19 protein-coding genes and 1 pseudogene are annotated in these 23,168 nt (G+C 72.8%); 6 read left to right on the top strand and 14 right to left on the bottom strand.

The window, feature by feature from the left end:
• Positions 1–26: 26 nt before the first annotated feature.
• The 5 genes from AB0I73_RS00705 to hrcA form a co-directional block, all read right to left on the bottom strand.
• The gene (locus AB0I73_RS00705; RefSeq protein WP_363032327.1) at positions 27–572 is read right to left on the bottom strand and encodes a hypothetical protein; all 546 of its coding nucleotides are present in this window, start codon (positions 570–572) and stop codon (positions 27–29) included.
• A gap of 103 nt (positions 573–675) precedes the next feature.
• Positions 676–1,416: a 16S rRNA (uracil(1498)-N(3))-methyltransferase gene (locus tag AB0I73_RS00710; protein WP_363032329.1), complete on the bottom strand. Its 741-nt coding sequence runs from the start codon at positions 1,414–1,416 to the stop codon at positions 676–678.
• Positions 1,413–2,486 (bottom strand): nitronate monooxygenase, encoded by a 1,074-nt coding sequence (locus tag AB0I73_RS00715; RefSeq protein WP_363032330.1) that lies wholly within the window; start codon positions 2,484–2,486, stop codon positions 1,413–1,415. The genes AB0I73_RS00710 and AB0I73_RS00715 overlap by 4 nt, the downstream gene beginning before the upstream one ends.
• A gap of 159 nt (positions 2,487–2,645) precedes the next feature.
• Complete coding sequence (dnaJ, locus tag AB0I73_RS00720) at positions 2,646–3,785, bottom strand: molecular chaperone DnaJ (protein WP_363032332.1); 1,140 nt, start codon at positions 3,783–3,785, stop codon at positions 2,646–2,648.
• On the bottom strand, positions 3,785–4,801 hold the full coding sequence (gene hrcA, locus AB0I73_RS00725; protein ID WP_109376964.1) for a heat-inducible transcriptional repressor HrcA: 1,017 nt from the start codon (positions 4,799–4,801) through the stop codon (positions 3,785–3,787). The genes dnaJ and hrcA overlap by 1 nt, the downstream gene beginning before the upstream one ends.
• 169 nt (positions 4,802–4,970) lie before the next feature.
• Between hrcA and AB0I73_RS00730 the strand changes: the two genes are divergently transcribed.
• Together AB0I73_RS00730 and AB0I73_RS00735 are read left to right on the top strand one after the other, a co-directional pair.
• Positions 4,971–5,702 (top strand): MBL fold metallo-hydrolase, encoded by a 732-nt coding sequence (locus AB0I73_RS00730; RefSeq protein WP_363032334.1) that lies wholly within the window; start codon positions 4,971–4,973, stop codon positions 5,700–5,702.
• Between the two features lie 43 nt (positions 5,703–5,745).
• On the top strand, positions 5,746–6,552 hold the full coding sequence (locus tag AB0I73_RS00735) for a DUF3097 domain-containing protein (protein ID WP_363032336.1): 807 nt from the start codon (positions 5,746–5,748) through the stop codon (positions 6,550–6,552).
• Positions 6,553–6,691: 139 nt separating this feature from the next.
• Here AB0I73_RS00735 and hemW read toward each other — a convergent pair whose 3' ends face one another.
• Together hemW and AB0I73_RS00745 are read right to left on the bottom strand one after the other, a co-directional pair.
• The gene (hemW, locus tag AB0I73_RS00740) at positions 6,692–7,924 is read right to left on the bottom strand and encodes a radical SAM family heme chaperone HemW (protein WP_363032338.1); all 1,233 of its coding nucleotides are present in this window, start codon (positions 7,922–7,924) and stop codon (positions 6,692–6,694) included.
• A 58-nt stretch (positions 7,925–7,982) separates the two neighbouring features.
• The gene (locus tag AB0I73_RS00745; protein ID WP_363032593.1) at positions 7,983–9,965 is read right to left on the bottom strand and encodes a SpoIIE family protein phosphatase; all 1,983 of its coding nucleotides are present in this window, start codon (positions 9,963–9,965) and stop codon (positions 7,983–7,985) included.
• A 299-nt stretch (positions 9,966–10,264) separates the two neighbouring features.
• Between AB0I73_RS00745 and AB0I73_RS00750 the strand changes: the two genes are divergently transcribed.
• Both AB0I73_RS00750 and AB0I73_RS00755 read left to right on the top strand, forming a co-directional pair.
• On the top strand, positions 10,265–10,858 hold the full coding sequence (locus AB0I73_RS00750) for a helix-turn-helix domain-containing protein (protein WP_363032340.1): 594 nt from the start codon (positions 10,265–10,267) through the stop codon (positions 10,856–10,858).
• Between the two features lie 30 nt (positions 10,859–10,888).
• Positions 10,889–12,151, top strand: coding sequence for an MFS transporter (locus tag AB0I73_RS00755; RefSeq protein ID WP_363032342.1), 1,263 nt, complete (start codon positions 10,889–10,891; stop codon positions 12,149–12,151).
• Between the two features lie 77 nt (positions 12,152–12,228).
• Here AB0I73_RS00755 and AB0I73_RS00760 read toward each other — a convergent pair whose 3' ends face one another.
• Complete coding sequence (locus AB0I73_RS00760; RefSeq protein ID WP_363032344.1) at positions 12,229–14,103, bottom strand: AMP-dependent synthetase/ligase; 1,875 nt, start codon at positions 14,101–14,103, stop codon at positions 12,229–12,231.
• A gap of 326 nt (positions 14,104–14,429) precedes the next feature.
• The gene (gene lepA / locus AB0I73_RS00765; protein ID WP_363032346.1) at positions 14,430–16,298 is read right to left on the bottom strand and encodes a translation elongation factor 4; all 1,869 of its coding nucleotides are present in this window, start codon (positions 16,296–16,298) and stop codon (positions 14,430–14,432) included.
• A gap of 264 nt (positions 16,299–16,562) precedes the next feature.
• Here lepA and rpsT point away from each other — a divergent pair, with 264 nt between their 5' ends.
• Positions 16,563–16,829: a 30S ribosomal protein S20 gene (gene rpsT / locus AB0I73_RS00770; RefSeq protein ID WP_363032348.1), complete on the top strand. Its 267-nt coding sequence runs from the start codon at positions 16,563–16,565 to the stop codon at positions 16,827–16,829.
• Between the two features lie 220 nt (positions 16,830–17,049).
• Here the strand turns inward: rpsT and holA are convergent, their stop codons facing one another.
• Both holA and AB0I73_RS00780 read right to left on the bottom strand, forming a co-directional pair.
• On the bottom strand, positions 17,050–18,039 hold the full coding sequence (gene holA, locus AB0I73_RS00775) for a DNA polymerase III subunit delta (RefSeq protein WP_363032350.1): 990 nt from the start codon (positions 18,037–18,039) through the stop codon (positions 17,050–17,052).
• Positions 18,040–18,100: 61 nt separating this feature from the next.
• Positions 18,101–18,346: a hypothetical protein gene (locus AB0I73_RS00780; protein ID WP_363032352.1), complete on the bottom strand. Its 246-nt coding sequence runs from the start codon at positions 18,344–18,346 to the stop codon at positions 18,101–18,103.
• Between the two features lie 98 nt (positions 18,347–18,444).
• Here AB0I73_RS00780 and AB0I73_RS00785 point away from each other — a divergent pair.
• A pseudogene (locus AB0I73_RS00785) lies at positions 18,445–18,579 on the top strand (IS5/IS1182 family transposase); the annotation flags it as partial.
• Positions 18,580–18,618: 39 nt separating this feature from the next.
• On the opposite strand, the gene AB0I73_RS00790 reads toward AB0I73_RS00785, so the two are convergent.
• The 3 genes from AB0I73_RS00790 to AB0I73_RS00800 all read right to left on the bottom strand — a co-directional run bounded on the left by AB0I73_RS00790 (position 18,619) and on the right by AB0I73_RS00800 (position 23,152).
• Positions 18,619–19,134, bottom strand: coding sequence for a DinB family protein (locus AB0I73_RS00790; protein WP_363032354.1), 516 nt, complete (start codon positions 19,132–19,134; stop codon positions 18,619–18,621).
• Positions 19,135–19,433: 299 nt separating this feature from the next.
• Positions 19,434–22,052, bottom strand: coding sequence for a ComEC/Rec2 family competence protein (locus AB0I73_RS00795; RefSeq protein WP_363032356.1), 2,619 nt, complete (start codon positions 22,050–22,052; stop codon positions 19,434–19,436).
• On the bottom strand, positions 22,049–23,152 hold the full coding sequence (locus AB0I73_RS00800; protein WP_363032358.1) for a ComEA family DNA-binding protein: 1,104 nt from the start codon (positions 23,150–23,152) through the stop codon (positions 22,049–22,051). The genes AB0I73_RS00795 and AB0I73_RS00800 overlap by 4 nt, the downstream gene beginning before the upstream one ends.
• Between the last annotated feature and the right edge of the window lie 16 nt (positions 23,153–23,168).

Genomic DNA, 23,168 nt, shown 5'->3' on the forward strand with positions numbered 1-23,168 from the left:
GCGGTCGGCCTGGACAGAGGTTTGGATCACTTGCCCTCGACGGGGCGACAGGACGGGTACTGCTCGCACCACACGGTCGTGGTGACCGTCACGGTGACGGTGGGCCGCGGACCGCGGTTCGTGGGCTCGCCCACCGCGGGCGGGCTGGTGGCGTCGCAGTCGCCCAGACCGTCGACCCGGAACCACTGCTCGCCGTCCACTTCCGCGGTGATGTCCCCGCGCACACAGGCGCCGTCGACGGCATGGGTGATCTTCCCGGTGACGGTGATCTCCTTGCCGTCCTCGGTCTCCCCGTCGCAGTCCACGGTGGCCGCGGCGTCCTCACTCGCGGGCCGCGACGACGCGCCGTCCTGGTTCCCGTAGGAGGCGGTGCAGCTGAGCCAACGCACCCCGGCCTTCTGCCGGTTGAGCTCCCGGGTGACCGTCTCGTCGGTCGTGTACGCCACCGCCGCCGTGCCGACCGAACCCGGCTCGCACGCCACGGCCCCGCCCACGACGACCACGACGAACCCGACGGCCGGCACCGCCCGCCGCCACCGCGTCCCGTCCCGAACCCACCTCAATGCCCCCATGCCCGGCAGCCTGCCACCGCCCCACGCGTGACGGTAGGGCGCATACGGCCACTCCTCACCACCGTGGAGTGAGCCGTCTCCCGCACACGGCCGGCCGGGGCCGTCAGGACCAGCGGCCCGTGCGGGCCAGCAGGACGGCCGTGGCGGCGGTGCCTGCGGTGGAGGTGCGCAGGACGCTGCGGCCCAGGCGGTAGGGCCTGGCGCCGGCCTGCGCGAAGAGCGCCAACTCCTCCGGCGAGACCCCGCCTTCGGGGCCGACGACCAGCACGATGCTGCCGGAGTCGGGGAGTTCGGCGGTCGCGAGGGGTTCGGTGCCGCTCTCGTGGAGCACGGCGGCGAAGTCCGCTTCGGCGAGAAGTGAGGCAACCTGCTTGGTCGTCGCCGCGTCCGCGACCTCCGGGAAGCGCGCCCGGCGGGACTGCTTGCCGGCCTCCCGGGCCGTCGCCCGCCATTTGCCGAGGGACTTCAGTCCGCGCTCGCCCTTCCACTGTGTGACGCAGCGTGCCGCGGACCACGGCACGATCGCGTCGACGCCGACCTCGGTCATCGTCTCCACGGCCAGCTCGCCCCGGTCGCCCTTGGGCAGCGCCTGGACGACGGTGATCCGGGGCGACTCCACGGGCTCCTCGACGACGTCCCCGAGGCGCACGATCAGCCGGTCCTTGCCCTCGGTGCCGGTCACCTCGCCCTCGGCCCTGCGGCCCGCGCCGTCGGTGAGGACGACGCTCTCCCCGGCCCGCAGCCTCTTCACGGAGACGGCGTGCCGCCCCTCGGGGCCGTCGAGCACATGGTGTCCGGAGCCGTCCGTGTCGAAGTGCTCCACCACGAAGACCGGCGCGGTCATCCGGCACCCCCCGCCGACAACGCCGTCCGGGCGGCGGCGAGTTCGGCGACCAGCACCTCCACCAGCTGCCCGGCGGGCAGCTCCCGGGCCATCCGGTGGCCCTGTCCCGCCCACAGTGCCATGCCCTGTGCGTCCCCCGCCTTGGCGGCGGCCCTGCGCAGCGGCGCGGCGAGATGGTGGACGTCCGGGTAGGCGGCGGGCGCGTACGGGCCGTGTTCGCGCAGGAACCGGTTGACCAGGCCGCGGGCCGGGCGTCCCGAGAAGGCGCGGGTCAGTTCGGTGCGGACGTACAGGGGGTCGGTCAGCGCCTGCTTGTGCAGGGCGTGCGCGCCGGACTCGTGGGCGGCGACGAAGGCGGTGCCGAGCTGGGCCGCCGAGGCACCGGCCGCGAGCACCGCGGCGATCTGGCTGCCGCGCATGATGCCGCCGGCGGCGACGATCGGGATGCCCACCGTCTCCCGCACCTCGGCGACCAGGGACAGCAGTCCGATGCCGGAGCCGTCGTTCTCCGGGAGGTCCCGGTGGGTGCCCTGGTGGCCGCCGGCCTCGACGCCCTGCGCGATCACCGCGTCGGCGCCCGCCCGCTCCACGGCCCGCGCCTCCTCGGCTGTGGTGGCGGTGACCAGGGTGAACGTGCCGACGCGGCGCAGGGAGTCCAGGGCCTCGCGGGTCGGCACACCGAAGTGGAACGACACCACCGGCACCGGGTCGTCGAGCAGGACGGCGAGTTTGGCGTCGTAGCCGTCGTCGCGGCCGCTGTCGGGGTCACCGAGTTCGGTCTCGTACCAGGAGGCCTCACCGGCCAGCTGGTGGGCGTAGACGCCGACGGCGGCCGGGTCGGGCGTCTCGGGCTGCGGCATGAAGACGTTGACGCCGAACGGGTGGCCGGTCAGTCCGCGCAGCTGTTTGATCTCCTGGTACATCCCGTCCGCGGTCTTGTACCCGGCGGCCAGGAAACCGAGCCCGCCCGCCTCGGAGACGGCCGCGGCGAGCTGCGGCACGGAGACACCGCCCGCCATGGGGGCCTGCACGACGGGGTGCGGAAGGAGATCGGTGAGCGCCAAGGACATGACGGCATGTTGCCACGTCCTTCGGACATCTCCGAATCAGGGCTTAATCGACCCTTGCCCTTGGCGCAGGCCGTGCCCGGGGCACCTTCAGAGCAGCTCCCGGGGCACCGCGGGAGCCGTTTCCGGCCCCCGCGCGCAGCACCGTCGGTGTCGCCCGCGTCAGCGCCCGTTGAAAGCGTCCTTCAACCGGGAGAACAGCCCCTGCTGCCCCGGCTGGAACTGGCCCAGCGGGCGCTCCTCGCCGCGGAGCTTGGCGAGTTCGCGCAGCAGTCGTTCCTGTTCGGGGTCGAGCTTGCTCGGGGTCTGCACCTCCACGTGCACGACGAGGTCGCCCCGGCCGCCGCCGCGCAGATGCGTGACGCCCCGGCCGTGCAGCGGGATCGACTGGCCTGACTGGGTGCCGGGCCGGATGTCGACCTCCTCCATGCCGTCCAGCGTCTCCAGCGGCACTTTGGTGCCGAGGGCGGCCGCCGTCATCGGGATGGTGACCGTGCAGTGCAGGTCGTCGCCGCGCCGCTGGAAGGTGCTGTGCGGCAGCTCGTGGATCTCGACGTACAGGTCGCCGGCGGGACCGCCGCCGGGGCCGACCTCACCCTCGCCGGCCAGCTGGATCCGGGTGCCGTTGTCGACACCGGCCGGGATCTTCACGGTCAGGGTGCGGCGGGAGCGGACGCGTCCGTCGCCGGCGCACTCCGGGCACGGGTTCGGGACGACGGTGCCGAAGCCCTGGCACTGCGGGCAGGGGCGCGAGGTCATGACCTGGCCCAGGAAGGACCGGGTGACCTGCGAGACCTCACCGCGGCCGCGGCACATGTCACAGGTCTGCGCGCTGGTCCCCGGCGCGGCGCCCTCACCGCTGCACGTGGTGCACACGATCGCCGTGTCGACCTGGATGTCCTTGGTCGTGCCGAACGCGGCCTCGTCCAGCTCGACCTCGATCCGGATCATCGCGTCCTGGCCGCGGCGGGTGCGCGAGCGCGGACCGCGCTGCGACGCCGTGCCGAAGAACGCGTCCATGATGTCGGAGAAGTTCCCGAAGCCGCCCGCGCCGAAGCCGCCCGCGCCGCCGCCGGCCCCGGCCTGCTGGAGCGGGTCGCCGCCGAGGTCGTAGACCTGCTTCTTCTGCGGGTCCGACAGCACCTCGTAGGCGGCGTTGATCTCCTTGAACCGCTCCTGGGTCTTCGGATCCGGGTTGACGTCCGGATGCAGCTCGCGGGCGAGCCGCCGGAAGGCCTTTTTGATCTCCTCCTGCGAAGCGTCGCGGCGCACGCCGAGTACGGCGTAGTAGTCCGTGGCCACTACGACTCCGCCAGGATCTGTCCGACGTACCGTGCCACTGCGCGTACCGCTCCCATCGTTCCCGGGTAATCCATGCGGGTCGGACCGACCACGCCGAGCTTGGCAACAGCCTCGCCGCCCGAACCGTAGCCCACCGACACCACTGAGGTGGAGTTGAGTCCCTCGTGGGCGTTCTCGTGGCCGATACGCACGGTCACGCCCGGATCCTTCGCCTCGCCCAGCAGCTTGAGGAGCACGACCTGCTCCTCGAGCGCCTCCAGCACGGGCCGGATCACGAGGGGGAAGTCGTGTCCGAAGCGGGTCAGATTGGCGGTACCGCCGATCATCAGCCGCTCCTCGTTGTCCTCGACGAGCGTCTCCAGGAGGGTGGAGAGCACGGTCGAGACCGTACCGCGCTCCTCGGGGTCGAAGGCCTCGGGGAGATCCTCGACGAGAGACGGTACATCGGTGAAACGGCGGCCCGCGACACGGCTGTTGAGCCGCGCCCGCAGATCCCCCAGGGTCGCCTCGCCGATCGGCGCCGGACAGTCGATCATGCGCTGCTCGACCCGCCCGGTGTCCGTGATCAGCACCAGCATGGCGCGCGCGGGCGCCATCTGGAGCAGCTCCACGTGCCGCACGGTCGAGCGGGTCAGCGACGGGTACTGCACGACGGCGACCTGCCGGGTGAGCTGCGCGAGCAGCCGCACCGTGCGGGCCACGACGTCGTCCAGGTCGACGGCGCCCTCGAGGAAGTTCTGGATGGCGCGCCGCTCGGGCGCGGTCATCGGCTTGACGCCTGCGAGCTTGTCCACGAAGAGCCGGTAGCCCTTGTCGGTGGGGATGCGCCCGGCGCTGGTGTGCGGCTGGGCGATGAACCCCTCGTCCTCCAGGGCCGCCATGTCGTTGCGCACGGTGGCCGGGGAGACGCCCAGGTTGTGCCGTTCGGTGAGGGCCTTGGAGCCGACGGGCTCCTCGGTTCCGACGTAGTCCTGGACGATGGCGCGCAGCACCTGGAGCCTGCGTTCACTGAGCACGGCGCACACCTCCAGAAGCCTTCCGCCCGGTCCGTTCCCTGAATGTCCTGGCACTCTTCGCACGCGAGTGCCAGACTTCCCCGCCCAGTGTACGGCCGGTGGGTACACCCTGGGCAAGGCCGGTCCCACACCGTCGCGCGGGGAAGCCGTGGGCGATTAGCGTCGCGGTATGACGGTGAGTTGGGAAGAGTCGGGATGGGAACGGCTGGCGCCGGGAGTGGGCCGGTGCCGGCTGCCGGTGTGGGACTGCACGGCGGGGCTCGTCGTCGGCGCGGGCGCGGCGCTGCTCGTGGACGCCGGTTCGAGCCTGGGCGAGGGCGCCCGGTTGCGGGCACGGGCGCAGACGCTCGCCGGTGGGCGTGTGACACATCTCGCGCTCACCCACCCCCATTTCGACCATGTGCTGGGGGCGGCGGTGTTCGCGGGCGCGGAGGTGTTCGGCGCGGTGGGCGTGGACACGGTGCTGGCGCGGGGGCGCGAGGAACTGCGCGCGGACGCGGAGCGCGAGGGTCTGGACGCGCGGGCGGCGGAGGAGGCCGTGGACGCGCTGTCGCTGGTCCGCCCCCGGCACACGGTGTCCGGCGAGTGGACCCTCGACCTGGGCGGCGGACGGCAGGCCCTCCTCGCGAACGTGGGTCCCGGGCACACGGCGCACGATCTGGCGGTGCTGGTGCCCGGCGACCCGGAGGTGGTCTTCTGCGGCGACCTGGTGGAGGAGTCCGGCGACCCGCAGGCGGGCCCCGACGCCGTCCCGTCGCGGTGGCCGGCCGCCCTGGACCGGCTGCTGGCCCTGGGCGGCGAGGACGCAGTGTACGTACCCGGTCACGGAGCGGTGGTGGACGCGGCGTTCGTACGGGCCCAACGCGACGCCCTCGCGGCTCGTTTCGGCGTGTCGGGCTGACCCTTCGGCCGAACGGGGACCCGGTTCTCCTATCGTCATCAGAATGCGCCAGTACTCCCCTGACCTGACCCCCGGTTGGAAGAAGTCCCGGCCCGTCCCCGAGGTCCCGGCCGAGCCCGGTCTGGTGGTGGAGGAGCCCGGCAGCGGATTCTGCGGCGCGGTGATCCGCTGCGAGGCGGGCACGGTGACCCTGGAGGACCGCTTCGGCAAGCACCGGGTCTTCCCGCTGGAGCCGCGCGGCTTCCTGCTGGAGGGCCGCACGGTGACGCTGGTGCGGCCCGCCGCGGGCCCGGCGCGTCCGACCCGTACGGCATCCGGTTCGGTGGCCGTCCCGGGCGCACGCGCGCGCGTGGCGCGCGCCGGGCGCATCTACGTCGAGGGCCGTCACGACGCCGAACTGGTCGAGAAGGTGTGGGGCGACGACCTGCGCATCGAGGGCGTGGTCGTGGAGTACCTGGAGGGCGTCGACGACCTGCCCGTGATCGTCGAGGAGTTCGGCCCGGGTCCGGACGCGCGGCTGGGCGTCCTGGTGGACCACCTGGTGCCGGGTTCGAAGGAGTGGCGCGTCGCGGAGTCGGTCACCAGCGAGCACGCCCTGGTGGTGGGCCATCCGTACATCGACGTCTGGGAGGCGGTGAAGCCGTCGTCCCTGGGCATCGAGGCGTGGCCCCGGGTGCCGCACGGCCAGGACTGGAAGACGGGGGTGTGCCGGGCGCTGGGCTGGCGCGTGGCGAACACGGGGGAGGCGTGGCAGCGGATCCTCGGCTCGGTGCGCTCGTACCGGGACCTGGAGCCGGCGCTGCTGGGCCGGGTCGAGGAGTTGATCGACTTCGTGACGGCCCCTTCCTGACACCGGAGGGGCTGGTTTTTCAGCCCGTCCGGCGTTTGAGGACGAGGCCGTTCAGGCCGAAAGGGGGGTCTGGGGGCGCAGCCCCCAGGGACGGGAAGGGAAAGGGCGGCGGGGGCGAAAAACCTCCCCGGGCATCCGCTCAGTCCACCAGGTCCCGCACCACCGCGTCCGCCAGCAACCGCCCCCGCAGGGTGAGGGCCGCGCGGCCCTCGTCGTACGGCTCCTGCCGCAGCAGCCCGTCCGCCAAGGCGCGGCGGGCGGCCTCCAGCCCCTCCGCACGGAGAAGAGCGAGCGGAACCCCTTCCTCCAGCCGCAGCTCCAGCAGGATCCGCTCCACCCGCCGGTCCTCGTCCGACAGGACCTCCCGCCCGGCCCCCGGTGACCGCCCCGCCGCCAGCGCAGCCGCGTACGCGCCGGGGTGCTTCACGTTCCACCAGCGCACCCCGCCCACGTGCGAGTGCGCCCCGGGCCCCGCGCCCCACCAGTCCGCGCCGCGCCAGTACAGCTCGTTGTGCAGGCAGCGCCCCGCGTCGGAGGTGGCCCAGTTCGACACCTCGTACCAGTCGAAGCCGGCCGCCGACAGGGCCTCCTCGGCGATCAGGTACCGGTCCGCGTGCACGTCGTCGTCGGTCATCGGCACCTCACCGCGCCGGATGCGGCGGGCGAGCTGCGTGCCCTCCTCGACGATGAGCGCGTACGCGGAGACGTGGTCGGGCCCGGCGCCGAGGGCCGCGTCCAGCGAGGCCCGCCAGTCGTCGTCGGACTCGCCGGGGGTGCCGTAGATCAGGTCGAGGTTGACGTGCTCGAAACCCGCCGCCCGCGCCTCGGCGACACACGCTTCCGGGCGGCCGGGGGTGTGCGTGCGGTCGAGGACCTTCAGCACGTGCTGCCGGGCGCTCTGCATGCCGAAGGAGACCCGGTTGAAGCCGCCCTCGCGCAGGGCCGCCAGGTAGGCCGGGTCGACCGACTCGGGGTTCGCCTCGGTGGTGACCTCGGCGTCCGCCGCCAGCCCGAACTCGTCGCGGATCGCGCCCAGCATCCGCACGAGGTCGTCGGCGGCCAGCAGGGTGGGGGTGCCGCCGCCGACGAACACCGTGCGGACCTCGCGCGGGTCGTCGCCGAGCACCTTGCGGGCCAGGCGGACCTCGTCGATCAGGGTCTCGGCGTAGTTGTCGCGGGAGGCGAGCACCCCGCCGCTGCCGCGCAGCTCGGTGGCGGTGTAGGTGTTGAAGTCGCAGTAGCCGCAGCGGGTCGCGCAGTACGGAACGTGCAGATAGAACCCGAGGGGGCGGCCCGCGGCCCCGGCGAGCGCGGACGCGGGCAGCGCGCCGTCGGCGGGGACGGGCTCGCCGTCGGGGAGTGCGGAAGGCATGTGCTCCATTGTCCCGCACTCGCTCCGGTCCCTTCCCGCGCCGTCGGCGCCCCGGGCGTCAGTCCGCCTGGAGCACCAGCAGGGCGAGATCGTCCTCCGGCGGCCGCGCCCCGAACTCGTGGACCAGCCCGCTGATGCGTTCCGCTATCAGGTCGGCGTCCAGCCCGGCGCAGCCGGCCAGCGCGGCGGCGAGCCCGTCGCCGTCGTCGAACTGGCGGGAGCCGGAGCGCCGCTCGGTGACGCCGTCGGTGACGCAGAGCAGGGTGTCGCCGGAGCGCAGCTCGAAGGAGTCGCTGGTGTAGGTGGCGTCCTCGACGACCCCGAGCAGAGTCTGCGACCGGGCCACGGTACGGACCGCCCCGTCGGGGGCGAGCAGCAGCGGCAGGGGGTGTCCGGCGGAGGCGAGGGTGACACGGGCACCGCCCTCGACGAGGGTGAGTTCGCCGTAGAGCAGGGAGAGGAAGCGGGTCTGGGGGCCGTCCCCGGGGGCGGTCGGACGGGCGCCGGCGGCGACGAGCGCGCGGGCCGCGGCGTCGGCGGCCTCCGTGGCGTCGTCGAGGAGCAGTTGGTTGAGGCGGTCGAGGACGTCCGCGACGCGGTAGCCCTCGCGGGCGAGCAGCCGCAGCCAGGGGCGGACCAGCCCGATGACGACGGCCGCCTCGGGGCCCTTGCCCTGGACGTCGCCGATGGCGAAGCACCAGCGGCCCGGCCCGGCCGGGAACAGGTCGTAGAAGTCGCCGCTCGGTCCACCCTTGTCATGGGGCTCGTAGACGAGGGCGGAGCGCACGCCGGGGATCTCGGCGACGGCACCGGGCAGCAGCCCGCGCTGGAGCACGGCGCTGATGGTGGCCTGGCGGGCGTACTGCCGGGCGGCGCCGATGGCGAGCGCCACGCGCCGCCCGAGATCCTCCACCAGCCCGGTGACCTCGTCCGGGAACCGCCCGATCCCGGCCCGCCCGATCACCAGCGTCCCCAGCGGCCGGCCACCGGCGACGAGTCGGTAGGCGAGAGCGGTACCGGGACCGGTGTCCTCCTCGTGGCCCTCGGTCAGGTGGAGCGCCTTCTCCGGCCAGGGGTAGACGACCGGTCCGGTGCTCAGCGGATCGGAGGGAGGCGGCGGATCCTGCTCCAGCGCCCGGCTCAGCTCCTCGACGCGGCCCTCGTCGGCGTGCCAGACACGGGCGAGGCGGGGCCCGTCGGCCCGTGCCCCGTCGCTCCAGCCGCCGTGGCCGGTGGTCTCGTCCTCGAGCCACACCGCGCACCAGTCCGCCAGCCGCGGCACGATCAGCTGCCCGGTGAGCGCGGCGACCAGGTCCTCGTCCAGCTGGCCGGCGAGCAGATCGGACGCCTCGGCGAGGAAGGACAGCGCCCCACGCCCGAGCCAGGCCCCGTCCCGCCGGTACGGCCGGGGCGCACGCCACCCCTCGCCGCCGGACTCCGGCTCCGCCTCCCACACGTACGCGTCGAACGGGATACCCGCGCTCCCTGCGCTCTCCGTTCCCTCCGCGTTCTCCGCACTCTCCTCCGCGTCCTCCGTGCCGTCCGCCGCGAGGTCCCCTCCCGCGGGGAGCCGGGCCCAGATGGTTTTGGTGCCGGGGCGGTAGGTGATCCCCCAGGCCTCGGAGAGCGCGGCGACGAGGCGCAGGCCGCGCCCGTGCTCGGGGTTCTCGTAGGGCGGTGCCTCCGGCTCGCCGCCGCGCGGGGCGCGGGAGGGGTGGCGGTCGGTGACCTCGACGACGAGGGCGCCGGTCTCCTCCTCGAGGCGGCAGGTCAGCCGTACCTCGGTGCCGGCGTGCACGACGGCGTTGGTGACCAGTTCGCTGGCGATCAGCGTGGCGTCGTCGCCGGCGCGAGCGGTGAGGTGTTCGGCACCGGGCAGGGCGCGCTCCGTCCAGTCGGCGAGCGCCGCCCGCACCAGGGCCCGCGCGGTGCCCGGCGCGAGGGAGCCGCCGGACAGCGCCGCGTCCGCCCGCGCGCACGCCCGCGCGGGCGCCTCCGAGACGGCGCGCGGGGTCTCCCGCTGCGTCGGAATGGCCCTCATGGGCAGCTCCCCGGGCAGTTCGTGCGAATACACCTCGATCAATGCCGCCAGGGTGACAGACCGACCCCACCCATAAGCAACGAGTTACCGAAGTGGACCCCCGGGAGCAGGAACAGTGCTAAGCGCACAGCCAAAAACTGACTGAAAACCGATCATTTTCATGCAACACCGGCCTCCTGCTCCGCCAGGCCCCGCACAGCTCACCCCGGACGGTCCCGCCGGGACGGAGCCGGGCTCCCCACCGCCGCAGATATGAAATATACATTGCGCAAATTATGCTTCACATCTACGGTGCGGGTATGCGACCGAAGCACGAACCCGAGCAGATCACCGACCTGTCCCGGCTGAAGGCGTTCACCAACCCACTGCGGATGCAGCTCTACCGGCTGCTGTACGCCGCGGGCACCGCGACCGCGTCCCAGCTCGCCGAGCAGGTCGACCAGGCGCCGTCGCTGGTCAGTTACCACCTGCGCAAGCTCGCCGAGCACGGCTTCGTGACCGAGGCGAGCGGCCGGAGCACCGACGGCCGTGAGCGGTGGTGGCAGGTGGCGTCGGAGGAGGGCTGGGGCTTCCGCAACTCGGACTTCGCGGACACGCCCGAAGGGTCCGCCGCCGTCGGCGCGGTGACCCGCGGCATCCTCGACACCCGCACCGCCCAGTACCGCGCGTACCTGGACCAGACGGCCGCCTGGGGCAAGGCCTGGACCGACGCCGCGTTCAGCTCCGAATGGATGCTCGACCTCACCCCCGCCGAACTCGCCGAGATGAGCGACGAGCTTCAGGCGCTGACCCGGCGCTGGCGGGAGCGTGGCAAGGCCGCCAAGGCGGCCGGCGACACAGCGGACCGCGAGCACGTGTCCGTGCACCTCTACGGCTTCCCGTTCCGAACCTGACCCGGTCGTCCCCGACTCCTGGAGCCCGACATGGCCACCGCAGAGACAGCCCCGCCCGAACGCGCCACCCCACCGGCCCATCGCGACGGCAACGTGCTGCGCTGGCTCACCGCGTACACCGCTTCCCTCGTCGGTGACAGCGTGTACTTCGTCGCTCTCGGCTGGTCCGCCCAGAAGGCCGCCGGCCCCACCGAGGTCGGCCTCGTCATGGCCGCCGCGGCACTGCCGCGGGCGTTACTCATGCTGGGCGGAGGCGTGCTGGCCGATCGTCTCGACCCGCGCCGCGTCCTTCTCGGCAGCGACGCACTGCGCTGTCTCCTCGTCCTCTCGGTGGCCGCCGCGATCGCACTGACCGCGCCGGCCCTGTGGCTCCTGGTCGCGGTGGCGCTCGTCTTCGGCGCCGTGGACGCGCTGTTCGTACCCGCGATCGGGGCCCTCCCACCGCGGATCACCAGCGCCGACCAGCTCGCCCGTGTCGCCGGTATGCGCTCCCTGTCCATGCGCCTCAGCCAGATCGCGGGCCCGCCCATCGGCGGCCTGGCCATGGGACTCGGAGGCGCGGCGGCCGCCTTCACCGTCGCGGGCCTCCTCTTCGCGCTGTCCCTGCCGCTCCTGCTGACCATACGGATACGCCCCCTCGCGGAGCGCGTCGAGGGCCGGCCGGAACCCGGCACGGCCTGGAAGGACCTCCTCGACGGCCTGCACTACATCCGCCGCCACCGTCTCATCGGCCCGCTCGTCGCCGCCGGTGCCGTCTGCGAGCTGGGCCTGATCGGCACTCTCAACATCGGCATGGTGCTCCTCAGCGCCGAGCGCGGCTGGGGCCCTTCCGGCTACGGCTGGATCGTCGGCGGTTTCGGCGCGGGAGCGGCGGCCAGTGCCGCACTGCTCGCCATCGTCGGCTGGCTGCCCCGCGCCGGTCTGATGCTGGCCGGGACCCTGCTCGTGGCCTGCACGGGAGCGGCCACCATCGCCCTGGTCCCAGCCCTTTGGACCGCCGTGGTGCTGGCGGTGCTCATCGGACTGAGCGCGGGCGTCTTCGGCAGTCTGGACAGCACCCTCATACAGACCGCGGCGGACCCCGCTTACCTCGGCCGGGTCACCTCCGTCGTCATGCTCACCATGGTCGGTCTCGCGCCCCTCGGCTACCCGCTGGTCGGCGCCGCCGTCGGAGCCTGGGGCACCGCCCCGGTGTTCATCGGCTGCGGCACCTTCGCCTCCCTGGGCGTCGCCATCACCCTGGCCTCCCGCCCGGTGCGGCGAGCCGAACTGCCCCGGCAGCACACGGTGTGACCGCCCGGGGCCACCCGACCGGTTCGGTCCGGTGGCCCCGGCTTCGAACTCACGCCCCACGGGTCGCCCCGTGTGGCTCACGCCTCCCGCGTGCCCGTGTACATCTCGTCGATGAGGTGCTTGTACTCGCGCTCCACCACCGGGCGCTTCAGTTTCAGGCTCGGGGTGATCTCGCCGTGCTCGATGTCGAGGTCGCGCGGCAGGAGGCGGAACTTCTTGATGGTCTGCCAGCGCTGCAGGCCCTCGTTGAGCCGCTTGACGTAGCCGTCGACCATCTCGACCGTGGCGGGTGCGGCGACGATGTCCGCGTACGGCTTGCCGCCCAGGCCGTTCTCGGCGGCCCAGGCCGTGATCGCGGCCTCGTCGAGGGCGATGAGGGCGGTGCAGTAGTTCCGGTCGGCGCCGTGCACCAGGATGTTGGAGACGTACGGGCACACCGCCTTGAACAGTCCCTCGACCTCGGCGGGCGCGATGTACTTGCCGCTGGACGTCTTGATGAGGTCCTTCTTGCGGTCGGTGATGCGCAGGTAGCCGTCGGGCGACAGCTCACCGATGTCGCCGGTGTGGAACCAGCCGTCGGACTCCAGCACCTCGGCGGTCTTCTCGGGGAGCCCGTGGTAGCCCTCCATGATGCCGGGGCCGCGCAGCAGGATCTCGCCGTCGTCGGCGATGCGGACCTCGGTGCCGGGCAGCGGCTTGCCGACGGTGCCGGTGCGGTAGGCCTCGCCCGGGTTGACGAAGGAGGCCGCGGAGGACTCGGTGAGGCCGTAGCCCTCCAGGATGTGGATGCCGGCGCCGGCGAAGAAGTAGCCGATGTCCGGCGCCAGGGCCGCCGAACCGGAGATGCAGGCGCGCAGGTTGCCGCCGAATGCCTCGCGGATCTTGGCGTAGACCAGCTTGTCGGCGACGTTGTGCTTCGCGGTGAGGCCGAAGGGGGCGCTGGCGGTGCCGGTGCGGCGGAAGTTGTCCTGCGTGGCCTTGGCGTACTCGCGGGCGACGTCGGCGGCCCACTGGAAGATCTTGTACTTGGCGCCGCCGCCCGCCCGTGCCTTGGCCGCGACCCCGTTGTAGACCTTCTCGAAGATGCGGGGCACGGCCGCCATGTAGGTCGGCCGCACCACCGGCAGATTCTCGATGATCTTGTCGACCCGGCCGTCGACCGCGGTGATGTGGCCGACCTCGATGTGGCCGGAGGTCAGCACCTTGCCGAAGACGTGCGCGAGCGGCAGCCACAGGTACTGCACGTCGTCGCCGTCGAGCAGACCGGTGGCGGCGATCGCCTTCGCCATGTACGACCAGTTGTCGTGCGGCAGGCGCACGCCCTTGGGACGGCCGGTGGTGCCGGAGGTGTAGATGAGGGTGGCCAGCTGGTCCTTGGTGATCGCGGCGACCCGCTCCTTGACCAGCCCGGCCTCCTTCTCGAGCCGGGCCGCGCCGCGGCGCTCCAGCTCGGCGAGGCTGATCACCCAGTCATCGGTCTCGACGCCGGTCGCGTCGATGACCACGACGTGGCCGAGCTGGGGCAGCTCGGCGCGCTTCGCGACCGTCTTGGCCACCTGCTCGGCGTTCTCCGCGATCAGCACCCGGCTGTCGGAGTCCGAGAGGATGTACGCGGACTCCTCGATGTTCGTCTGCGGGTAGACCGTCGTGGTGGCGGCGCCCGCGCACATGATGCCGAGGTCGACGAGGATCCACTCGACCCGGGTGGCGGACGCGAGCGCGACCCGCTCCTCCGGCTGTACGCCCAGCTCGATCAGCCCGGCCGCGATGGCGCTGACCCGCTGGGCGGCCTCGGCCCAGGTCAGCGACTTCCAGTCGTCGGGGCCCTCACCGGTGGCGGACGGGACGGGATAGCGGTACGCCTCGGCGTCCGGTGTGGCGGCGACACGCTCCAGGAAGAGGGTCGCCACGCTCGGCGGCCGGTTCTCGATCAAAGTCAGTGTGTCGCTCAAGACATCCTCCGGGGCCCGCGGCGGTGCGGCTGGCTCAGATGTGACTGGTGTGCGGCTGGTGATCGGTGGGGTATCGGCTCGGTTTCTTCTGATGATCGACTGATTACGCTCGCGTAGCCTTGTTTAACTCACGAGTAACCGTCGGGCAGGGACAGACTAGAGCCCGACCGGCGGCTGCGTAAGGGGCCACGGCCTGTCACTTCGTACAGAGCGCCCGCTGATCCGGTGGGCGGCCGACGCGCGGGGGCCCGACGCGCCTGCGCGCGACGGACCCCCGTTTCCGTCCGGCTCGCGGGGTGGCCCCCGGCGACGCCCGGTGCCCCCGGTTACTTCTTGCCCTTGCCCGACCCCGCGCTGTCGTCGCTGGAGAGGACGGCGATGAAGGCCTCCTGCGGGACCTCCACGGCACCCACCATCTTCATCCGCTTCTTGCCCTCCTTCTGCTTCTCCAGCAGCTTGCGCTTACGCGAGATGTCACCGCCGTAGCACTTGGCGAGGACGTCCTTGCGGATGGCGCGGATGGTCTCGCGGGCGATCACCCGGGAACCGATGGCGGCCTGGACGGGCACCTCGAAGTTCTGCCGCGGGATCAGCTCCCGCAGCTTGGCGACGAGCCGCACGCCGTACGCGTACGCCTGGTCCTTGTGGGTGATCACCGAGAAGGCGTCCACCTTGTCGCCGTGCAGCAGGATGTCGACCTTGACGAGGGAGCTGCTCTGCTCGCCGGTGGGCTCGTAGTCGAGCGAGGCGTAGCCGCGGGTCTTGGACTTCAGCTGGTCGAAGAAGTCGAAGACGATCTCCGCGAGCGGCAGCGTGTAGCGGATCTCGACCCGGTCCTCGGAGAGGTAGTCCATGCCGAGCAGGGTGCCGCGCCGGGTCTGGCACAGCTCCATGATCGCGCCGATGAACTCGGTGGGCGCGAGGATCGTGGCCCGCACCACCGGCTCGAAGACCTCGTCGATCTTCCCCTCGGGGAACTCGCTCGGGTTGGTGACGGTGTGCTCGGTACCGTCCTCCATGAGCACGCGGTACACCACGTTGGGCGCGGTGGCGATCAGGTCGAGCCCGAACTCGCGCTCCAGCCGCTCGCGGATCACGTCGAGGTGCAGCAGGCCCAGGAAGCCGACGCGGAAGCCGAACCCGAGGGCTGCGGACGTCTCCGGCTCGTAGACCAGGGCCGCGTCGTTGAGCTGGAGCTTGTCCAGCGCCTCGCGCAGCTCGGGGTAGTCGGAGCCGTCCAGCGGGTACAGGCCGGAGAAGACCATGGGCTTGGGCTCCTTGTAGCCGCCCAGCGCCTCCTCGGCTCCCCCGTGCTGGCTGGTGACGGTGTCACCCACCTTGGACTGGCGGACGTCCTTCACGCCGGTGATGAGATAGCCCACCTCGCCGACGCCGAGGCCGTCGGAGGACAGCATCTCCGGCGAGTTCGTACCGATCTCCAGCAGCTCGTGCGTCGCGCCCGTGGACATCATCCGGATGCGCTCACGCTTGTTGAGCTGGCCGTCGATGACCCGGACGTACGTCACCACACCCCGGTACGAGTCGTACACCGAGTCGAAGATCATCGCGCGGGCCGGGGCGTCCTTGACGCCGACCGGGGCGGGGATGTCGGCGACCACCCGGTCGAGCAGCGCCTCGACGCCGAGCCCGGTCTTGGCGGACACCTTCAGCACGTCGTCGGGCTCGCAGCCGACCAGGTTGGCGAGCTCCTCGGCGAACTTCTCGGGCTGCGCGGCCGGCAGGTCGATCTTGTTGAGCACCGGGATGATCGTGAGGTCGTTCTCCATCGCCAGGTACAGGTTGGCGAGGGTCTGCGCCTCGATGCCCTGGGCGGCGTCCACCAGCAGGATCGTGCCCTCGCAGGCGGCGAGCGACCGCGACACCTCGTAGGTGAAGTCGACGTGCCCCGGCGTGTCGATCATGTTGAGGATGTGCGTGCTGCCCTTGTCGTCGGTGGGCGCCCACGGCAGCCTCACCGCCTGGGACTTGATCGTGATGCCGCGCTCACGCTCGATGTCCATGCGGTCGAGGTACTGGGCACGCATCTGCCGCTGCTCGACCACACCGGTCAGCTGGAGCATCCGGTCGGCGAGCGTGGACTTGCCGTGGTCGATGTGCGCGATGATGCAGAAGTTGCGGATCAGAGCCGGGTCGGTACGGCTCGGCTCGGGCACGTGGCTGGGGGTCGCGGGCACGCAGGGTCCTGATTCTTGAGGCGTCCGCAGTGTCTGCGGTCTCGGGTCGGATCGTTACGTAGCTTCCATCGTCCCACGGGTGCGGGGTGAGCTCCCCCGGGCGGCGTCCTCCGGGTGGGTCCGCGGGACGGGTTTGGGCCGCTGATCGGGCCGCTGGTAGTGTGGGGGGCTGTGTCTCTTGCCCTCTCGGTACGGGGCACGTCGGAAAGCAATCACCGGTGCGGGGCCCCTGCGGCCCGTGCCAGAACCTGTAGAGGCTCATTCGTGGCGAACATCAAGTCCCAGATCAAGCGGAACAAGACCAACGAGAAGGCCCGGCTGCGCAACAAGGCCGTCAAGTCCTCTCTGAAGACCGCGATCCGCAAGACCCGCGAGGCCGTCGCCGCGGGTGACGCCGAGAAGGCCGTCGAGTACCAGCGCGTCGCCGCGCGTCAGCTCGACAAGGCCGTCTCCAAGGGCGTCATCCACAAGAACCAGGCCGCCAACAAGAAGTCGGCGCTGGCGCTGAAGGTCGCGTCCCTCAAGGGCTGAACCACTCTTTGATCTGATCGCCGGAAGGACCCGGGCGGGCCCTCTCTCTCCGCCCCCGACCGGCACCCCGAGCTCGTACGCGGCCTGCGTTCGCCACGCGGGTACGAGCTCCGTGCTTCGACCGAGGACCCCGTCCCTCCCCCCTTCCCTGGGGGACGGACGGGGTCCTCGGCTTGTACGGCGGCTTGTACGGCCGGGCCCCCGGCGGGGGCAGCGGGCCCTACGCCCGTCCCCGCGACCGCGCCGCGCGCGCGATGGTGACGACCGCCTTCTCCAGGGCGTACTCCGGGTCGTCCCCGCCGCCCTTGACCCCGGCGTCCGCCTCGGCCACGGCCCGCAGCGCTACGGACACGCCGTCAGGGGTCCAGCCCCGCATCTGCTGCCGCACCCGGTCGATCTTCCACGGCGGCATGCCCAGCTCCCGCGCCAGATCGGCCGGTCTGCCGCCGCGCGCCGACAACAGCTTTCCGATCGCCCGCACGCCCTGGGCCAGCGCGCTGGTGATCAGCACCGGCGCCACCCCCGTCGCCAGCGACCAGCGCAGCGCCTCCAGCGCCTCCGTCGCCCGTCCCTCCACCGCGCGGTCGGCGACCGTGAAGCTCGACGCCTCGGCCCGCCCGGTGTAGTACCGGCCGACGACCGCCTCGTCGATCGTCCCCTCGATGTCCGCCGCCAGCTGGGACACCGCCGAGGCCAGTTCCCGCAGATCGCTGCCGATGGCGTCGACCAGCGACTGGCACGCCTCCGGTGTGGCCGATCTCCCGGCGGCCCGGAACTCGCCCCGCACGAAGGCCAGCCGGTCGGCCGGCTTCGTCATCTTCGGGCAGGCCACCTCCCGCGCCCCCGCCTTGCGCGCCGCGTCGAGCAGCCCCTTGCCCTTGGCACCGCCCGCGTGCAGCAGGACCAGGGTGATCTCCTCGGCGGGCGCCCCGAGATACGCCTTCACGTCCTTGACGGTGTCGGCCGACAGGTCCTGCGCGTTGCGCACGACCACGACCTTGCGCTCGGCGAAGAGCGACGGACTGGTCAGCTCTGCGAGGGTGCCGGGCTGGAGCTGGTCCGGGGTGAGGTCCCGTACGTCCGTGTCGGCGTCGGCGGCCTTCGCGGCGGCCACCACCTCCCGCACGGCGCGGTCGAGCAGGAGGTCCTCCTGGCCCACGGCGAGCGTCACCGGGACGAGAGGGTCGTCTTGAGCTGTCTTCCTGGCCATCGCGACAAGCATCCCACGCACCACCGACAGCGACGGTTCCCGGCATCACGGTGCCGCCGGGTCAGGGTTCCTCCCGCCAGCCGTCCCACCGGGCCGCGAACTCGTCCAGTTCACCGGGATCCAGCCGCTGCCCCTCGTCCCGCAGGACGACGAGCCACTGGGCGTCCTCGGCGTCGTCCTCACCGGCCAGCGCGTCCCGGACGAGCCGCGGCTCCTCGACGACACCGAAGCTCTCCCCGAGCGCCTCCGCCACCTCCTCCGCGGCCTCACGGTCGGGCAGCACCAGCACATGTCTCACATCGCTCACGGCAGCCATTGTGTCGGGCGTCGGCCCTCGGGCACGATCAAGGTCGGTCTCCGGGGCGGACGATCAATTGAATCCGCCCGCGCCCCGGCCGTCCCAGTGGTGACAAGACGTGCTCCTCCCGCCGCAATCGCCGCTCCCTGAGCCGACGTGAGGACGAGCACACCGTCCCCGAGCCGAAGAACCAGCGGGCCAACCGGCGAGCCCGCGGCAGCAGGGGCGGCAGGCCCTCCGGCTCCGGCTCCGGTCTCGAGCTGCCGGAGAGAGTTAGAGAGTCAGTAGTACCCCTTCGCCCCGTCGAGCAGTTCCCGCACGATGTCCGCATGCCCTGCGTGCCGTCCGGTCTCCTCGACCAAGTGGATGAGCATCCAGCGCAGGTTGGCCTTGCCCGAGTGGTAGTCGGGGTGGCGACCGACGTCGTCCAGGGAGGCCGCGGCGACGATCTCGTCGCTTCGGGCGCACCGGGCCTCGTAATCCGCGAGCAGCTGCTTCAGCGTGGCGCCGTCGGTGCGCCAGTCGGCGTCCTCGTCCGTCTCGCCGAAGGACGGGTTCTGCGTCTCGTCGCCACCGAGGAACAGCACCTCCAGCCAGGTGTGCTCGACCCACCGCATATGGCTGATGAGCCCGGCCATCGTCATCGCCGGCGAGGTCGGGATGACGGAGCGGTGCGCGTCCGCCTCGCTCAGTCCCTCGCACTTCCATCGCAGAATCTGCCGCTGGAGGTTCAGCCAGCCAAGGAGCGCGGTTCGCTCGTCGGCCTGAAAGGGGGGACGTTCGAGTGAAGGGGGCATGCCTGCGGACGCTAGCGCGCCCGGTCTCCGGCTGTCGCCACCTTTTCGGCCGCACATGGCCATGAGCTCCGCCCTGTGCCGAGCCCGGCCGCGAACCGGGCACAAGATCCGCCGGACAGGACCTGGTCATCAGGGACGAAGGTCACGTCCTGGCGGAGTCTTGCGGAACTCCGCCAGGACGGGTGGACGGAGCTCTCGGAGGAGAACGCGTCAGTGGCCGGACGGCCGCCGACGTGCAGGGGCGCGCTCGTCCAGGTATTCCCCACGGCCGGCAGCCGGCGTCGGGAAGTGTCAGTTCCTCAGTGTCGGGCCACGCGCAGGCCCCTCTTGCCGTCCCCTCCGTCCTCGTCGCCGAGCACCGCGATCGCGCCGTCGAGGTCGGTTCGCAGCACCGCGGTGCCGGTGTTGCGGAGGGCGGCGAGTGTGGTCGGGGCCGGGTGGCCGTAGGTGTTGTCGCGGCCTGCGGAGATCAGGGCCAGCCGGGGTGAGACCCGGTGCAGGAGACCGGGGTCCTGATAGGCCGAGCCGTGGTGGGCGACCTTCAGGATGTCGACGTCGGCCAGGCGCTCCGCCGCGGGTGATCTGGCCAGGGCCCGCTGGGCGGGCGGTTCCAGGTCGCCGAGCAGCAGCAGGCGCAGGCCGGCCGTCCGGACGAGCATGGCCACGCTGGCGTCGTTCGGGCCCTCCGGCTGTGGGGTCCAGGACTGCGGGGACGTGGGCGCTGCGGGCTGCCGGAGGCTCGGTGGGGGCCACACCACCTCCCAGGACAGGTCCCCCGTGCGCCGCCGCTCCCCGGCGACGGCACGCGTCATCGGCAGGTGCCGGTCGGTCGCGAGTCTTCGTACGAAGCGGGCCTGGTCGGCGGGCTCCTCCAGCGCCGTGGTCGCGATCGCGCCCACCGAGCGTCCGCGCAGTACGCCGGGCAGGCCCGCCACATGGTCGGCGTGGAAGTGGGTCAGCACGACCAGCGGGACGCGGGTGATGCCGAGGGAGCGCAGGCAGCGGTCCACCGGTGCCGGCTCCGGGCCGGCGTCCACGACCACCCCGGTGTCCTCGCCCGCCGCCAGCACCATCGCGTCGCCCTGGCCCACGTCGCACATCACCAGCCGCCAGCCCGGCGGCGGCCAGCCCGTGATCACCCGGGTCAGCGGCGGTGGCCGCACCACCAGGAGGACCAGGAGCAGCGCGCAGATCGCGCACCACCCTGGGTGCCCCAGCAGCCTCCGGCCGGCCAGCAGCACGACCGGGGTGAGCGCCCCGAGCAGTGCCGCCCCGGCCCAGCTGCCCGGCCAGTCGACTCCGGCGCCGGGCAGCGCGGCCCCGGTCCGGGCGATCTGCGCGATCCACTCCACGGGCCAACTCGCGCACCAGGCGAGCGCCTTCGCCAGCGGTATCGCCGGCAGGGCGGTGGCCAGCGCCAGGAAGCCCAGCACGGTGGCCGGTGCGAGCGCGAACTCCGCGAGGAGGTTGCACGGCACCGCCACCAGGCTCACCCGCGCCGACAGGACGACGACCACCGGCGCGCACACCGCCTGCGCCGCACCCGCGGCGGCCAGCGCCTCCGCGAGCCGTGGCGGCACTCCGCGCCGTCGCAGCCCGGCGCTCCAGCGCGGGGCGAGCGTGAGCAGGGCGCCGGTGGCCAGCACGGAGAGCAGGAAGCCGTAGGTGCGGGCCAGCCACGGGTCGTAGAGCACCAGCAGCAGGACGGCCGTCGCCAGCGCCGGGATCAGCGATCTGCGGCGGCCGGTGGCGAGCGCGAGCAGCGCGACGGATCCGCAGGCCGCGGCCCGCAGCACACTCGGGTCCGGCCGGCACACGACGACGAACCCGAGCGAGATCACCCCGCCGAGCAGCGCGGTCGTCCGCAGGGGGATGCCGAGGCGCGCGGCGAGACCACGGCGCTCGGCGTACTGGGCGAGGCCCGGCGGGCCGAGGAGCAGGGCGAGGAGGATGGTGAAGTTCGCCCCGGAAACAGCCAGAGTATGCGTGAGGTCGGTCTCTCTGAACGCCTCTTCGAGTTCCGGGGTGACGCGTGCGGTGTCGCCGACGACCAGCCCCGGCAGCAGGGCCCGCGCGTCCGTCGACAGCCCGTCGGTCGCCGCCCGCAGTCCGGCCCGTAGCCGCCCCGCCAGCCGCTGCGGCCCCGACGGCTCCCCCACCGTCTCCGGTCCGTCCCGGCCCTTGACCCGCAGCACGGCCGCGAACCGGTCACCGCCCGCCGTCGCGGGCGCGAGCCGGGCCTCGATCCGCAGCCGGGTGGACGGCAGCAGTCCGAGCCACGGTGAGCGTTCCTCGGCAGGGCGCACTCGTCCGTCCGGGGCACCGTCCCCGGCCGGACGGGCGTCGACCATCATCAGCACCGGGGCCCGGGTCGCCACCGCGGCTCCCCGCCCTGCCCGCTCCACCCTCCGCACCTCGGCCTCGATGAGCACCGTCCTCGGGACCGGCCGACTGCCGCCGGCCCTGGGCCGGGTCAGGCGGGGGTCGGAGGTGGTCTCGACCTCGGCCGTCACGGCGGCGTACTCCCGCGCCAGTTCCGGCACCGGGCCGCGCCGCAGATCCGCGCCGTGCAGACCCGCCGAAGAGGCGGCAGCGGCGACGCAGAGCAGTACCGCGGTTCCGGAAAGACGCGCACGTCCCGGTCCTGCACGGCGGTTTCGCAGGGCGAGGAGGACGGCGGCCAGCGCCAAGGACGCGATCACGGTGCCCAGCGCCCGGGCGGGCGGGGCGTGCAGCATCACCGCCGCCGTGGCCCAGGCCGCCAGCGCGGGTGGAACGAGCCGCAGGTCGGCCGGTCCCTCCTGCCGCGGGTGGGCGGCCCCGAGCCGCTTCCCGGAGGAGGCGTGCACGGGCAGTCGGGTGGCGGGCCCCTCGGCGGTGGGTTCCGTGAGGGCGGGCGCCGCCGTCCGGCTCCTCATGGACGTACGAGATTCCGCAGGTCCGCGAAGCGGCGGTCGCCGATGCCGTTCACTTCCCGCAGTTCGTCCACCGAGCGGAAACCGCCGTTCCGGGTGCGGTACTCGATGATGTGCCGGGCCAGCACGGGGCCGACGCCCGGGAGGGTCTCGAGCTGGTCCGAGGTGGCGGTGTTGAGGGACACCGGTGCCGCGGGCCCGGCTCCCGCCGCCGTGCCGGCCGGACCGTCCGCCACGGGCCCCGGGCCTGCCACCGGTGGCGGGCCGCCGACGATCACCTGCTCGCCGTCCACGAGGAAACGGGCCCGGTTGAGGCCGTCGGTCTTGGTTCCGGGGCGCACTCCGCCCGCCGCCCGCAACGCGTCCGCGACCCGTGAGCCGGGCGGGAGACGGTGGACGCCCGGGTCACGCACCTTGCCGCCGACATCGACCACGATCTCGGGGGCCGCCGTCCCCGCAGTACCCGTGTCGGCGGGTTCGCCGCCCCCGGCCGGAGCGGCCGACCGGCTCTCGTCGTGGGGCACGGCCGCCCCCACCACCTCCGGCGCCCGCACCGGCTGGGTCCGCCCGCCCCAGAAGTGCTGTACGGCGAACCCCACGGCCACCACGAGCACCACCGACAACGCGATCACGCTCCGCCGCTCCAGTCCGCACCGCGTCCGCACCCACAGCGGCAACCGCTCCCGCAGTGCGAGCACCGTCCGACCGGCCGGCCGCCGCTCCCCCGAGGCCGACGGGTCCGGATCCGTCATCGGGCCCGGAGCCGCCAGGTGTGGGGGCTTCTCCCGCATCCGCACGTCCGCCGGGTCCGGGTCCGTGCCGCCCACAGCCCAGCGCGGCACGACCCTGGCACCCCTGATGTCCCTGACGCCCCCGCCCCGCTCCCCGAACAGCACCTCCGCCCGGCGCCGAAGCTCTTCCGCCGAGGCGTCACGGTCCCGGTGCCGGTGCTCGTGCCGGTACCCGCGCCGTACCCGGTCGCCTGTCCCGGACCCCGGCCCGGCGGTGGGCGGTCGGCGGTGACGGGCGCGGCCGTCGGAGGCGGGTGCACGGCCCGGCCCGCTGGTCGCGGTCGCTGTGTGTGAACGTGATCGAAGTGCCATGCCGGCATGATCGGGC

The organism is Streptomyces sp. NPDC050388, assembly GCF_040655635.1.
GTDB lineage: Bacteria > Actinomycetota > Actinomycetes > Streptomycetales > Streptomycetaceae > Streptomyces.

Coding starts and splice junctions, on each gene's coding strand:
- AB0I73_RS00705 (WP_363032327.1), bottom strand. CDS start 572: ATGGGGGCATTGAGGTGGGTTCGGGACGGGACGCGGTGGCGGCGGGCG.
- AB0I73_RS00710 (WP_363032329.1), bottom strand. CDS start 1,416: ATGACCGCGCCGGTCTTCGTGGTGGAGCACTTCGACACGGACGGCTCC.
- AB0I73_RS00715 (WP_363032330.1), bottom strand. CDS start 2,486: ATGTCCTTGGCGCTCACCGATCTCCTTCCGCACCCCGTCGTGCAGGCC.
- AB0I73_RS00730 (WP_363032334.1), top strand. CDS start 4,971: ATGACGGTGAGTTGGGAAGAGTCGGGATGGGAACGGCTGGCGCCGGGA.
- AB0I73_RS00735 (WP_363032336.1), top strand. CDS start 5,746: ATGCGCCAGTACTCCCCTGACCTGACCCCCGGTTGGAAGAAGTCCCGG.
- hemW (WP_363032338.1), bottom strand. CDS start 7,924: ATGCCTTCCGCACTCCCCGACGGCGAGCCCGTCCCCGCCGACGGCGCG.
- AB0I73_RS00745 (WP_363032593.1), bottom strand. CDS start 9,965: ATGAGGGCCATTCCGACGCAGCGGGAGACCCCGCGCGCCGTCTCGGAG.
- AB0I73_RS00750 (WP_363032340.1), top strand. CDS start 10,265: ATGCGACCGAAGCACGAACCCGAGCAGATCACCGACCTGTCCCGGCTG.
- AB0I73_RS00755 (WP_363032342.1), top strand. CDS start 10,889: ATGGCCACCGCAGAGACAGCCCCGCCCGAACGCGCCACCCCACCGGCC.
- holA (WP_363032350.1), bottom strand. CDS start 18,039: ATGGCCAGGAAGACAGCTCAAGACGACCCTCTCGTCCCGGTGACGCTC.
- AB0I73_RS00790 (WP_363032354.1), bottom strand. CDS start 19,134: ATGCCCCCTTCACTCGAACGTCCCCCCTTTCAGGCCGACGAGCGAACC.
- AB0I73_RS00795 (WP_363032356.1), bottom strand. CDS start 22,052: ATGAGGAGCCGGACGGCGGCGCCCGCCCTCACGGAACCCACCGCCGAG.
- AB0I73_RS00800 (WP_363032358.1), bottom strand. CDS start 23,152: ATGGCACTTCGATCACGTTCACACACAGCGACCGCGACCAGCGGGCCG.